Here is a 13,405-nt window from a genome sequence, read left to right as displayed (position 1 = left end):
ACCAAGCACGCGCGTGCGGCGCATATGGGGCGTTGTACGCGTGTGAGCATGCGGATATTCGGTTGACCTCCTCTGCGCAGAGCGCTGTGATGGCGTCCATGACCAGCACTGATACGCCGTCCGCCGAACTGCCCGACCACGTGCGTGCGAACCGCGAGTACTGGGACGCCATGGCAGAGAACTGGGTCGCGCCGGGCGAGCGGTCGTGGGCGAGTGACCGGCCGGCTTGGGGCGTGTTCCAACGCCCGCAGAGCGAGGTGCCGTTTCTGCCGGGCGACATCGACGGCCTGGACGCGATCGAGCTCGGGTGCGGGACCGGCTATGTAAGCGCATGGATGGCGCGGCGGGGAGCGCGGCCGGTAGGCATCGACAACTCCGCCGCCCAGCTCAGGACCGCGCGGCGGTTGCAGACTGAGTACGGTCTCGAATTCCCGCTGCTGCACGGAAACGCCGAGCGGGTGCCGTACCCGGACGCGTCGTTCGATCTGGCGGTCAGCGAGTACGGCGCGGCGATCTGGTGCGATCCGTATGCCTGGATCCCGGAGGCGGCGCGGTTGCTGCGGCCGGGCGGGCGGCTGGTGTTCCTGTGCAACAGCGTCGTGTCGATGCTGTGTGCGCCGTACGATGCCGACGAGCCGTCCACCGAGCGGATGCTGCGGCCACAGCGGGACATGCACCGCTTCGCGTGGCCGGAAGGGGGCGTGGAGTTCCACCTCGGCCACGGCGACATGATCCGCCTGCTGCGCGGCAGCGGCTTCGAGATCGAGGGCCTGATCGAGATCTTCGCGCCCGAGGACGCGACGGACTCAGGGTTCGCGTACGCCCCGGCCGGGTGGTCCAGGCAGTGGCCGGTAGAAGAGGTCTGGCAGGCGCGCCGGGTCTGACCTTCGCGGTATTCGCGGTATTCGCGGTAACCGCGGCGCAACCGTCGATCCGGTCGAACGGCTCCGAAGGCTGCGAGCCGGTCGAGGCGGAGGAGGCCGCGACAGCGGACGAAGGTCCGGTTCTGCGCGCGGGCCGTCCGCTGGCAGTTGCGCTGCGGCCTGCGCCACCAGGACAGCCAGGTCGAAGCAGAACGCGCACGGGTACCTCCCGCTCCTGCTCCTGTTCCGATTCCCAGGGGCCGTCCCAGCCGTCATTCCTCTGGACGCTCCCTGCCAAGTACGCCCGTACTCCGGTTGCCGAGCGGTGACGGATGCAGGTGCGGGCGTGGTCCGCAATCCCGCCCTTGACGTTCGTTGTCTACGAACACATACTCCAATCAGTCTGAACATAATTCGCCGACAACCAACAGAATCTCGCATGCCCGGCGTCACGGCGCGGCCGCCCGGGTGCGGGGTGATTCGTCATGCCCGTCTCCGGAAACGTTTCCAGTAAGGAATCCGCCATGGCAGCTCTGCTGCGCCGCTTACGCCTGCGAAGGCTCATTTCAGCGGCCGCCACCATCAGTGCGCTGATCGCAGGCGCGCTGATCGCGGTCCCGTCCACCGCCCAAGCCGCCGCCTCGCTTCCGTGCGACATCTACGGCGGCGCGGGTACGCCGTGCGTCTCAGCGAACAGCACCGTGCGCGCCCTCTATGCAGGCTACAGCGGGCGCCTCTACCAGGTGCGCCGCTCATCCGACGGCGCTACCACCGACGTCGGAACGCAGTCAGCGGGCGGATACGCCAACGCCACGACGCAGGATGAGTTCTGCGCGAACACCAACTGCGTGATCACCATCGTCTACGACCAGTCGCCGCAGCACAACGACCTGACCATCGAGGGTCCGGGCACGGCCGGCGGCCAGGACGTTGGCGCGAACGCCGCGGCGATACCCGTCATGGCCGGCGGGAACAAGGTGTTCGGGGTCTACATCGGCCCCGGCACCGGCTACCGGCACTACGTCGGCTCCGGTGTCGCGCAGAACGGCCAGCCGGAAGGCATGTACATGGTCGCCAGCGGCACGCACGTCAACAACGACTGCTGCTTCGACTACGGCAACGTCGAGGCCGCGGTCACGGACACCGGCAACGGCCACATGGACGCGGTCTACCTCGGCAAGGCCTGCGGGTTCGCGCCGTGCACCGGATCAGGGCCCTGGGTCTCCGCCGACCTGGAGAACGGCCTGTACCAGGGCGCCGCATCCAACCCGGCGAACCAGGGCAACAGCAGCACGTTCGTCACCGCCATGCTGAAGAACAACGGTCAGACCTCGTTCACGCTGAAGGGCGGCAACTCGCAGAGCGGCGCGCTCACGCTGTGGTACGCCGGTCCGCTGCCGAGCAACGGCTACCAGCCGATGCACCAAGAGGGGTCGATCGTGCTGGGCACCGGCGGCGACAACAGCAACCGGGCGATCGGAACCTTCCTCGAAGGCGTGATGACCAGCGGGTATCCGACGGACGCCGCGGACGACGCGGTCCAGGCGAACATCGTCTCCGTCGGCTACTCGGGCGACACCGCGAGGCCCGCGACCGGAAACACCATCACCGGCTCGTCCGGCAAGTGCGTCGACGTGGCCGGGGACGACGTCGGTGGCGACGGCACCGGTGTCCAACTGTGGGACTGTCAGTCCTATGCGGTCGACCAGCACTGGACGCACAACTCGGACCACTCGCTCTCCACGCTCGGCCGCTGCCTGGACATCAACGGCAACGGCACCGCCGCCGGTACCCAGGTCGAGCTGTGGGACTGCAACGGCGTCGGCGGCCAGAAGTGGATCCAGCAGGCCAACGGCTCGCTGCTCAACCCGCAGTCAGGGCGCTGTCTCGACGACCCGAGCGGGAACACCGCCAACGGCACCCGGCTCCAGATCTGGGACTGCAACGGCACCCCGGCGCAGCAGTTCTCCGTCAACGGCGGCGGCGTGGTCAACGCCCCCGGCGGCCAGTGCGTCGACGTGGCCGGAGACGATGTCGGCGTCGACGGCACCGCCGTCCAGCTGTGGGGTTGTCAGGCCTATTCGGTCGACCAACACTGGTATCACAACTCGAACGGTTCGCTTCAGTCGCTCGGCCGCTGTCTGGACATCAACGGCGACGGCACCGCGGCAGGTACGCCGGTCGAGTTGTGGGACTGCAACGGCGTCGGCGGGCAGGTATGGCAGCAGCGTTCTGACGGTTCGCTCTTCAACCCGCAGTCAGGGCGCTGTCTCGACGACCCGAGCGACAACACGGCCGACGGCGTCCGGCTCCAGATCTGGGACTGCAACGGCACTCCGGCGCAGCAGTTCAACTTGAGCTGACGGACCGCCGCCGCACCGCTGGAACAGCGCTGTCCCAGCGGTGCGGCGGCGCAGTGCGTTATGCCCAGGGAGAGGCGACGAGCCAACTGGTGTCGTTGGGCCACAGGCTGGTGGCGTCCCACGCGTTCGATCCGCCGTCACTCGCGATGTACGCGGTGAGGTTGTAGTGGCGGATGAACTTGTTCGGGTAGCCCCATGATTCGAACGAGACGCCCGTGCCGCTGTTGCCGGCCTGCGGGCAGAACGTCGCGTCCTGGTTGAACAGGGCGCTGCCGTCGGGAGCCTGCAAATAGAGCTCGAAGCCCGAGTGCCGCAGGTATTGGCCGGAGTTGTTGGCGGACTCGAAGGATATGCAGGAGGTGTCGGCCAGGCCGGTGGTCACGATCCAGGTGGAGTCGGCCTTGGCGGTCGACGAGCTGCTGGACGTGATCGGGGCGATGACCACCTTGGTGTCGCTGTCGTCGTGCTTGATGTAGTCGCCGGTGCAGCATGAGGTGGTGGCCTGGATCGAGATGCGCGAACCGGGAGCGGGGCCGACCGAGGCCGGCGCCGCGTATCCGGCTGCTGTGATGTTCGCCTGGACGGAGTTCTCGGTGGTGTCGCTGGGGTAGCCGCTGGTCATGACGCCTTCGTAGAAGGTGCCTGCTGAGTCTTTGCTGTTGTCGCCGCCGATGCCGAGGATGATGGCGCCTTCTTTGTGCATCGGGTTGTAGCCGGAGACGTTCGGGCGTGCGCCGCTGTAGAACGTGGACAGGCCGCCTGACTGCGCGTTACCACCGCGGATCGACCAGTGGCCTGCCTCGCCCTTGACGATGGCGGTGGTGAACCGGTCGTTGATGGTCGGGTCGCCGCTGTTGAGGCCTGCGTTCACTCCCGAGTACAGGCCGTTCTCCAGATCGGCCATGATCCAGGGGCCGTTGCCGGATCCGTAGCCCCAGACCTTGATGTTGCCGAAGTAGATGGCTTCCATGTGGCCGTTGCCGGTGTCGTTGTTGCTGGTCTCGGCATTGCCGTAGTCGAAGCAGCAGCCGCCGTCGTAGTGCGTGCCGTCGAAGATGGCGTACTCGCCCTCGGCCGCGTCACCGGTCGCGATACCACTCGTCGCATCGTCACGGTAGCCGGTGCCCGGAGCCACGAACACGCCGTAGACCTTGTGCCCGCCCACGGTGGTCGGCGCGGCGGTGGCGTAGGCCAGGTTGTCCGGACCGCCAGCCGCGCCGCCTGCGGGGGCTTGGGTGAGGTTGTTGCCGTGGCCGGACTGGTCGTAGATGACCGTGATCACACAGGTCGTGTTCGCACAGAACGAATCCTGAGCAGCAGCGTTCGCCACACCACCAGCCACCAGAACACCAATGTTCAACGTGGCATTATCCGAAGAACGCCGCACCTGATACAACGAACCGCTGAACGCACCAAACAACGCACGCGTCGTACTATGCGCAGCCACACACGGCGAACCACCCGCCGCATAGATATCACACGGACCCTGCACAGCGGCGTGCGACGGCGCGCTCGTCAGCATCACGCCGCCGAGCGCGAGCGTGAGGCTCGCACCCGCGCCGAGCACCGCGCGTCTCAGTGATCGAATTGGTGCCCAAACAGTCAAGGTGAACTCCTTTGTTCATCGGTGGGTGAGACCGCGCACGGTGGTCCGGAAACCGGATCCAGAGCGCAGTCGACCGCCACGCGCCGGGAACCGTCGGACAGCGCATGAGCTGAGGTGTATGTATGACGCCGACTACGATTGTCGGCTGATTGTTAGCGCTAACATTCCACTGTCAGCGAGAGCGCATGGGAACTCCGGGTGGGTTCGGGAGCTTGAGCGGCTCGACCGGCCTCACTATGACTCCGGAAGGGGGCTGCGTCAAGACATGCCGGGAAAAGTTGTGAGCGCAAACAACAGCAGACTCGGCCCGTCTCGTGCGTTTCGGCTACAGGAGTGTTTGAGATGAGGAGCCGGATCAGGACGTGACAGACGCCCGCAGCCCCGGCCCCACATCTCAAACACCCACTCGGCTGACATCCACAAGAGCATCCGTTTGAGGGGACGTGGTGGCGTGGCGGTTTAACGAGCTCGTAGGAGAGGGCGCGGTCCACCTGCGCTATGAACGCAAGTAGCTACGAAGGAAAGTTGTAGTCGTAGCAGTCGAGCCGTATCGGTTCACTCGGCGGTTTCGAGGACCTCGGCCTCTGTCATCAGAGCACTTGCCGCGCCGAGTTCCTCGGTCGCCGCCTGGTGGGCACCGGCCAGCATCTCGTAGGCGCCCGGCCCGACGGGCACCCGCAGCGGGGTCGGCTGCTCGGCGGCGACTATGCGCAGAACCGCCTGAGCGTAGTCATCGGGATCACCCAAATCCGGGTTCTGATCCATCCCGCGGAACATGCCGAGTATCTCGCCGTACGAGGCGTACTCGGGCAGCCGCACGCAGGCTTCTGTCATGGCGGTGCCGTACCGCGTGGCGAATCCGCCGGGCTCCATCACGGTCACCCGGATGCCGAGCGGAGCCACCTCGGCGGCGAGGGCCTGGCTCATGCCCTCCAGCGCGTACTTGCCGCTCATGTAGGCCGCGACGCCGGGCATGGCCCACATCCGCCCGACGACCGACGAGACGTTGACGATGTGACCCGCGCCCTGGGCACGCATCACCGGCAGCACGAGCCGGGTCAGCCGCCACGGCCCGACCAGCAGCGTCTCCAGCTGGTCGCGCAGCTCGTCGTCGCAGACCTCTTCGACGGCGCCGAACAGGCCGCTGCCCGCGTTGTTGACGAGCACGTCGATACCGCCGAGCTGATCGACCGCGGCGTCGACCGCGTCTTTGCACTGCTGCGCGTCGCGCACGTCGAGTGCCAGCGGGCTGATCCGCCCGGGCCACGCCTCGACCAGCTCCGCCAGCGCGTCGGTCCGCCGCGCGGTCGCGACGACCTGGTCACCTGCTCGCGCCACCGCGACGGCGAGCGCCTTACCCAATCCGGAAGAACATCCGGTCACCAACCAACGGCGCACGAAAGCGCCCCCCTTTCAGCATCAGCATCCTCACACTCCCATACCGCCTCCCTCCGCGACACGGCTCACCGGGTGTGCGCCGCCGCGCAATCGGTGTATGCGTTCGCGCGCCCCTCGACCGCTCTTGACCGACTCCCGGCCGGTTCCGGGCCCGCTGCCGGCGCGGCCGTCGCGCCCGCCGGAAAAATCTTTCGCGAGGGTGTCGATTTCCCGGGTCGCCGATCGTGATGAGGGATGAGAGGCTCGGTGAGGTGCCGAGCCGGTTCGAGGGAGACCCGAGATGAAGCAGTACCTGCTTTCCGTGCACATGGACGAGAGCCAGCCCATGCCGCCGGCGGAGACGATGCAGAAGATGTACCAGGCGGTCGACGTGTTCAACCAGGAGGTCCGGGACGCCGGGCTGTGGGTGTTCGCGGGCGGCCTGCATCCGTCGAACACCGCCACCGTGGTGCGCAGCCAGGGCGGGAAGGTGGTCACCACCGACGGCCCGTACGCGGAGACCAAGGAGCAGCTCGGCGGCTTCTGGGTGATCAGTGCCGCGGACCTGGACGAGGCGCTGGAGTGGGCGGGCAGGGGCTCCGAGGCCTGCGGCGCGCCGGTCGAGGTGCGTCCGTTCCAGGACGAGCCGGAGCAGTAGGAGCGGCGGTGCCCGACGTGCAGGCCGCGCGGACCGCGCAGGTCACGGAGGTCGTGCAGTCCGGAGAGGCTGCCGCGCTTGAGCGCGCCTACCGGGACGGCGCGGGACGCGCCATCGCCACCCTGGTCCGCCTCTTCGGCGACATCGATCTCGCCGAGGAGGCGGTCCAGGAGGCGTTCGCCGCGGCGGCCGAGCGCTGGCCCGCCGCGGGGGTGCCGCCCAATCCGGGCGGCTGGATCCAGGTGACCGCGCGCAACAAGGCGCTCGACCGGCTGCGGCGGGAGTCCTCGCGCCGCAGCCGCGAGGCGCAGGCCACGGCGCTCGACGCGGGCGCCGCCGACGAGTCGTGGGAGGCGGAGGCGGTGGCGGACGACCGGCTGCGGCTGATCTTCACCTGCTGCCACCCGGCGCTGGCCGCCGAGGCCCGCATCGCGCTGACCCTGCGGCTAATCGCCGGGCTGCACACCGAGGAGATCGCGCGTGCGTTCCTGGTGCCCGAGCCGACGATCGCGCAGCGGCTGGTGCGGGCCAAGCGCAAGATCCGTGACGCGGGCATCCCCTACCGGGTGCCGCGCGACGCCGAGTTGCCCGACCGGCTGCCGTTCGTGCTGGCCGTGGTCTACCTGGTGTTCAACGAGGGCTACACGGCCTCGGCCGGGCAGAGCCTGATCCGCGATCAGCTGTGTGCGGAGGCGCTGCGGCTCGCCCGGCTGCTGGCCGAGCTGATGCCGGACGAGCCCGAGGCCACCGGGCTGCTGGCGCTGCTGCTGCTCATCGCGGCCCGCCGCCCGGCCCGCACCGCGGCGGACGGCTCGCTGGTCACGCTGGCCGAGCAGGACCGCGACCGGTGGGATCGTGCGATGATCGCCGAGGGCCAGCAGCTGGTGCGCTCCTGCCTGCGGCGCAACCAGCCGGGGCCGTACCAGATCCAGGCGGCGATCAACGCCGTGCACGGCGACGCGCTCACCGCCGAGCAGACCGACTGGGCCCAGATCCTCGCGCTCTACGACCAACTCGTGCAGCTCGTGCCGACCCCGGTCGTCGAGCTCAACCGGGCCGTCGCCCTCGCCGAGACCGGCGCGGCCGCCGCCGCGCTCGACGCGGTCGACCGGCTCGCCGAAGACCTCGACGGCTACCACCTGTACCACGCCACGCGCGCCGATCTGCTGCGCAGGCTCGGCCGGGATCAGGAGGCGGCGACCGCGTACAGCACCGCGATCGACCAGACCGCGAACGAGGCGGAACGAGCGTTCCTGCGGCATCGGCGCGACGCGCTCACGGAAACGGGTCGCCCCGGTTAACTTTCGCTCGATGCGGCGGCGAAAGTAACATCGAACGGCGTCGAACGCGGCGGCTGGCACGCTGCCCGCCGAACGCACCCGATGCCGACACCGCCGATCCGGAAGGCGACCCGACTGTGCCGCACCATGAGCCCGTGCCGCACCACGAACCCGCCGGGCCCGGCGACGTGGCGGATCCGCGGCGCGCGCAGGGTGATTCGCCCGGCGATCCGCTTCGCCCGGTGACGATCTCGCACATCGCCGAGTCGGCGGGCGTTTCGGTCCCGACCGTGTCGAAGGTGCTCAACGGCAAGTCCGGGGTGTCCGCGGACACCCGCGCCCGGGTCGAGGAACTGATCAACCGTTACGGATACCGCAAGCCCCGCGGGGCCAACCGCAGCAACATGATCGAGCTCGTATTCCGCGAGCTCACCGACATGTGGGCGGTGCAGATCATCCGCGGCGTGGAGCAGGTGGCGCGTAAGTACCGCGTCGGCGTGTTGGTCTGCGAGTTCGGGCTGCCCGACACGGGCGCGCTGACGTGGGACGACACGGTGGCCCGGCGGCCGAACTGCGTGCTGAGCGTGGCCCAGCTGTCCGCGGCCGAACGCGAGGAGCTGCGGGCGAAGGGCATCCCGTTCGTGCTCTTCGACCCGACCACCGAACTGCCCGACGGCGTCCCCTACGTCGGCGCCACCAACTGGTCCGGCGGACGGGCCGCCGCACGTCACCTGGTCGAGCTCGGGCATCGCCGCATCGCGATGATCACCGGGCCGCAGCATGTGCTGTGCTGCGCAGCCCGGCTGGACGGCTACCGCTCCGCGTTGCTCGCGGCCGGTCTGCCCGTCGATCCCGGCCATGTGGTGGAGGCCGGTCTCGACCGCGAGAACGGCTGCGCCGCCGCGCGCACCCTGCTTTCCCGCCCCGAACGACCGACGGCGATCTTCGCCGCGAACGACCTTCAAGCGCTGGGCGTCTACCAGGCCGCGCGTGAGCACGGACTGCGGATCCCCGACGATCTGAGCGTCGTCGGCTTCGATGATCTGCCGGTGGCCGGCTGGGTCGATCCGCCGCTGACGACGGTGCGCCAGCCGCTGACCGAGATGGCCGTGGCCGCCACCGAGCTGGCGCTCGCGCTCGGCCGAGGCGAGCAGGTCCCGCAGCTCGGCCTGGAGATCGCGACGACCTTCACCGTGCGGGGGAGCACTGCCCCGCCCAAGGCCTGACGCGTCAGGCCCCTGGGCACACTCGCACGCGCTCGCACGCGTGCGAAACTTTCGGTCTCAGCACGCTCATGACCTGCTTCCCCGGCAGCCGCCTCCCGTTGATCGTTGACGCGCGAGAAACATTCTGACGCATTACTGGGAGAGTTTCGTGCTTCGCGTCACCGCGCGGCGCAGCGCAGCGATCTTCTTTCGGGCAAGGAGGCCCTCGTGCCACTTCGAAGGACACGCACATCCGGGTCACGGCGCACCGCCCTGGCCCTGGCTCTCGCGACCGGCGCGGCTCTGACGCTGCCGGCCGGCGTCGCGGCCCCGGCGAACGCCGCCACGGCGGTGGCGGTGACCGTGAACGGCACCGCCGGGCTCGGCTCGATCTCGTCGAACGCGATCGGCCTGAACACGGCGGTGTACGACGGGAACATGAACGACGCGGCGCAGCCAGGTCTGATCAAGGCGGCCGGGATCGACGCGCTGCGCTACCCGGGCGGCTCGTATTCGGACATCTACAACTGGCAGACCAACGTCGCGACGACCGGCTACGACGCACCGAACACCAGCTTCGCCAACTTCATGAGCACCGCGCAGGCGGCCGGGACGAACCCGATCATCACGGTGAACTACGGCACCGGCACGCCGGCGCTGGCCGCCGCCTGGGTGCAGAACGCCGACGTCACCAACCACTACGGCATCACGTACTGGGAGGTGGGCAACGAGGTCTACGGCAACGGCACCTACGGCGCCAACTGGGAAGCCGACTCCCACTGCACCACCGCAGCCTCGGGCGGCGCGGTCACCATCGGCAGCGAGCCGAGCCAGACCTACAACTGCGGTCCGAGCGTGTATGCGAACAATGTGCTGAGCTACATCTCCGCGATGAAGGCGGCCAGTGCGAACATCCACGTGTGCGCGGTGGTGACCACGCCCGGATTCTGGCCGGACAACGTCACCAACGCCACCACCAGCCCGCAGTCGTGGAACCAGACCGTGCTCACGGCGCTGGGCTCGAAGACCGACTGCGTGATCGTGCACTACTACCCGGGCGGTTCGACCGCCGCGGGGATGCTCACCGATCCGCAGGACATCTCGGGGATCGTCTCCACGCTCAAGGCGCAGATCCAGCAGTACGCCGGGGTCAATCCGGCCAACGTCCCGATCGTGGTGACCGAGACCAACTCGTCGCTGGACACCGACACCCAGCCGGGCGCCCTGTTCGCCGCCGACATGTACATGACCTGGCTGGAGAACGGCGTCACCAACGTGGACTGGTGGGACCAGCACAACGGCCCCGGCACGCCGACCACTGTGAACGGCGCCCAAGACTACGGCGACTACGGCATGTTCTCCTCCGGCGGCAACGGCAGCGGCGTCACCGAGCCGCCGCTCGACACGCCGTTCGCGCCGTACTACGCGGTCCAGATGCTCTCCAAGCTCGGCGCCCCCGGCGACACTCTGGTCAACGCCACCTCGGGCAACACCCTGGTACGCGTGCACGCGGTCCGGCGCGCGGGCGGGAACCTCGACGTCCTGATCGACAACGAGGACCCGACGAACTCTTACACCGCGAACCTGGCTCTCAACGGCTTCACGGCCTCCGGCAGCCCCACGGTCTACACGTTCGCGAACAACGCGAGCGGCATCACCTCGGCGACGCAGAGCTCTGCCTCGTCGGTCACCGTCGCGCCGTACTCGCTGACCGTGGTCCAGATCCCGGGCAGCGGCGGGACCGGAGTGACGGCGCCGGGAGCACCGGGCCAGCCGGTCGCCTCGAACCTGAATTCGAGCACGTCGAGCAACACCTCGGGCACCGCGACGCTGACCTGGTCGGCCTCGACCGGCGGCACGTACCCGGTCGCGAACTACCAGGTGTACCAGCTGACCAGCGGCGGCGGCAGCGCCCTGGTGTCCAGCCCGACGGCGACCACGCTCAATCTCAGTGGCCTGACGATCGGGGCGGGTTACACCTACAACGTGGTGGCCGTGGACACCCACGGCAATCCCTCGCTGCCGTCGGCGCCGGTGACGTTCACCGTCCCGCCGCCGTCCAACGCCTCGTGCGCGGTGCACTACGCGATCAGCAGCAGCTGGCCGGGTGGTTTCGGCGCGAGCATCACGCTGACGAACAAGGGGACGAGCGCGATCAACGCCTGGACGCTCACGTTCACCTGGCCGGCGGCCGGCGAGGGCATCCAGAGCGGCTGGAACGGCACGTTCACCCAGACCGGCCAGAACGTGACCGTCACCAACGCTGCCTACAACGGCACGATCGCCGCCAACGGCGGGACCGTCAGCGTCGGCTTCAACGGCACCGACACCGGGCTCGATCCCGCGCCCGCCGCGTTCTTCATCAACAACGCGGTCTGCTCGAACAACTGACGGCCATTGCCCGGCCGCCAACAGCCGCAACGTATTGAAGCGTATTGAATCGGCCGGCCAGTTTCACCGCGGGTGATTTCGAGCACATTCAAAGTGGCTGTTCATTCGCCGGGAGGGGCATCACACGTTTCTTCGTTCAACGCGTCCTTTGGCTCAGTGCACTTCTTCGCTCGTCGCAGCACCCTCAGCGTCGTTCCAAGGTATTTCCACGGCGGAAATCCGCCAGCTGATCGGGGGAGGGGCATCGCATGGTCAGCGACCACGTCCGGCCGTCTCGCGTCGCGCTCACCGGCGTCTCGTCGCGGGCGTACGAACACCCGTCCGCACAGACGGCTCTCGCCGCGATGCAGAACATCCGAGGCTTCGACACCCTACTGCGGAAGGTCCACGGCACGATCGGCGAGCCGCTCGTGCGGATGCGGTACCTCTCCTCCGCGGTCCGCGTCGGGCCACGGCAATTCCGTCGGCTGCAAGCGATCAAGGACGAGGCGATCCGGGTACTCGACCTGCCCTTCGAGCCCGAGATGTACGTGCAGAGCATGGGAGCGGTCAATGCTCTGACCATCGGCATGGACCGGCCGTTCATCGTGGTGTCTACCGAACTGCTCGACGTCTTCGACGACGACGAGCTCTTGTTCGTCATCGGCCACGAGATGGGGCACGCGCTTTCCGGCCACTCGACCTACCTGACCATGGCCCGGATCCTGGCGAGCATCGGCCTGTCCGCCTTCCCGATCGCCGGGCTGGCCATCAGTGCCGTCGAGGCCGCGTTGCAGGACTGGTCCCGCAAGTCGGAACTGTCCAGCGACCGCGCCGGCCTGCTGGTGAGCCAGGACGTCGACACCGCGATCCGTGCCCTGATGAGGCTGGCTGCCGGCGCTCACGCGGACGAGATGGACACGCGGGAGTTCCTCAAGCAGGCAGCCGAGTACGAGCTCGGAGCCACCGGGGCGCGGGACCGCATATACAAGTTCTTCACCCCGTCCGGCACGCATCCCATCCTGGTGGCGCGGGCCAGCCAACTCGACCAGTGGGTGCGCGGCGGCTCCTACGCCCGCATCGTCGAGACACGTGAGTATCCGCGACGCGGTGAGGACAGCAACGTCACGCTGCGGGAGACCATCCGGATGCAGCGTCAAGCAACCAAGCAACTCAAGAGGCTGCGCGGCGACGACAAAGAGCTGCGGCGGCGCGGTCTGGAAATTCCGTACAGCGTGACCGACGGCGAGTCCGACGTCTGAGAGCGACCTACGGTGTCGGCGGGGCGGGCCGACGCAGCCAGTGCGCGCTGGCCGGATCGGTGTAGGCATCGACGAACTTGTTGCGCTTGTTGAACGTGTGGACTATGTCAGGTCTGAACACATACGTAGTGAAGAAGTAGTAACCAAAATAGACCATGGCCGAGGCGGTGATGAGGAAGATCCACGTGGAGTGCCGCAGCAGGTCGCAGAGGCTGAGGCTGATGGCTCCGGGCGCGACGATCATCATGAGCGGAACCCTGAGAACATAGGGAACGCTGTTGAAGTTGGTCACCCGGTCCGTCCATAGTCCAGTCCTGTTGTCCGTCTCGGGAACCTTCAGGAGCGGCACGAAGAAGTCGCCCAGAAGCGCCAGCCCGAGGCCGAGCATCGCGGGGAGGACGAAGAGCGCCACGTTCCACCA

10 protein-coding genes are annotated in these 13,405 nt (G+C 68.2%); 7 read left to right on the top strand and 3 right to left on the bottom strand.

Annotated elements, in window-relative coordinates; translation table 11 throughout:
• The first annotated feature begins 98 nt into the window (after nt 1-98).
• Both VGS97_RS00635 and VGS97_RS00630 read left to right on the top strand, forming a co-directional pair.
• The gene (locus VGS97_RS00635) at nt 99-884 is read left to right on the top strand and encodes a class I SAM-dependent methyltransferase (RefSeq protein WP_326851147.1); all 786 of its coding nucleotides are present in this window, start codon (nt 99-101) and stop codon (nt 882-884) included.
• A gap of 503 nt (nt 885-1,387) precedes the next feature.
• A complete protein-coding gene (locus VGS97_RS00630) occupies nt 1,388-3,226 on the top strand; it encodes an arabinofuranosidase catalytic domain-containing protein (RefSeq protein ID WP_326851146.1) in 1,839 nt (612 codons plus the stop codon).
• A gap of 58 nt (nt 3,227-3,284) precedes the next feature.
• Here VGS97_RS00630 and VGS97_RS00625 read toward each other — a convergent pair whose 3' ends face one another.
• Nucleotides 3,285-4,748 carry an alpha-L-arabinofuranosidase B gene (locus VGS97_RS00625; RefSeq protein WP_349261925.1) on the bottom strand — a complete coding sequence of 488 codons (1,464 nt, stop codon included), beginning with the start codon at nt 4,746-4,748 and terminating at the stop codon, nt 3,285-3,287.
• Nucleotides 4,749-5,387: 639 nt separating this feature from the next.
• Entirely contained in the window at nt 5,388-6,230 is an 843-nt protein-coding gene (locus VGS97_RS00620; RefSeq protein WP_326851144.1) for an SDR family oxidoreductase, read from the bottom strand.
• Between the two features lie 280 nt (nt 6,231-6,510).
• On the opposite strand from VGS97_RS00620, the gene VGS97_RS00615 reads away from it, so the two are divergent.
• The 5 genes from VGS97_RS00615 (at nt 6,511) to VGS97_RS00595 (ending at nt 12,984) form a co-directional block, all read left to right on the top strand.
• Nucleotides 6,511-6,867, top strand: coding sequence for a YciI family protein (locus VGS97_RS00615; RefSeq protein ID WP_326851143.1), 357 nt, complete (start codon nt 6,511-6,513; stop codon nt 6,865-6,867).
• Between the two features lie 53 nt (nt 6,868-6,920).
• Nucleotides 6,921-8,168, top strand: coding sequence for an RNA polymerase sigma factor (locus tag VGS97_RS00610; RefSeq protein WP_349261924.1), 1,248 nt, complete (start codon nt 6,921-6,923; stop codon nt 8,166-8,168).
• Nucleotides 8,169-8,335: 167 nt separating this feature from the next.
• Nucleotides 8,336-9,373 carry a LacI family DNA-binding transcriptional regulator gene (locus VGS97_RS00605; RefSeq protein WP_349261923.1) on the top strand — a complete coding sequence of 346 codons (1,038 nt, stop codon included), beginning with the start codon at nt 8,336-8,338 and terminating at the stop codon, nt 9,371-9,373.
• Nucleotides 9,374-9,580: 207 nt separating this feature from the next.
• Nucleotides 9,581-11,743, top strand: coding sequence for a cellulose binding domain-containing protein (locus tag VGS97_RS00600; RefSeq protein ID WP_326851140.1), 2,163 nt, complete (start codon nt 9,581-9,583; stop codon nt 11,741-11,743).
• A 248-nt stretch (nt 11,744-11,991) separates the two neighbouring features.
• Nucleotides 11,992-12,984, top strand: a complete 993-nt coding sequence (locus VGS97_RS00595) for a M48 family metallopeptidase (RefSeq protein WP_326851139.1) — start codon at nt 11,992-11,994, stop codon at nt 12,982-12,984.
• 7 nt (nt 12,985-12,991) lie between these two features.
• Here VGS97_RS00595 and VGS97_RS00590 read toward each other — a convergent pair.
• A partial coding sequence (locus VGS97_RS00590; protein ID WP_326851138.1) for a hypothetical protein occupies nt 12,992-13,405 on the bottom strand: 414 nt, incomplete at its 5' end.

The sequence above is a fragment of the Actinocrinis sp. genome (assembly GCF_035946395.1).
Taxonomy (GTDB): Bacteria; Actinomycetota; Actinomycetes; order Streptomycetales; family Catenulisporaceae; genus Actinocrinis.
This window is presented reverse-complemented; position numbering and strand designations above follow the sequence as displayed.

What these genes read in the sequence shown, in the direction of transcription:
- VGS97_RS00595 (WP_326851139.1), top strand. Translation starts at nt 11,992, where the DNA reads ATGGTCAGCGACCACGTCCGGCCGTCTCGCGTCGCGCTCACCGGCGTC.
- VGS97_RS00635 (WP_326851147.1), top strand. Translation starts at nt 99, where the DNA reads ATGACCAGCACTGATACGCCGTCCGCCGAACTGCCCGACCACGTGCGT.
- VGS97_RS00630 (WP_326851146.1), top strand. Translation starts at nt 1,388, where the DNA reads ATGGCAGCTCTGCTGCGCCGCTTACGCCTGCGAAGGCTCATTTCAGCG.
- VGS97_RS00615 (WP_326851143.1), top strand. Translation starts at nt 6,511, where the DNA reads ATGAAGCAGTACCTGCTTTCCGTGCACATGGACGAGAGCCAGCCCATG.
- VGS97_RS00625 (WP_349261925.1), bottom strand. Translation starts at nt 4,748, where the DNA reads ATGCTGACGAGCGCGCCGTCGCACGCCGCTGTGCAGGGTCCGTGTGAT.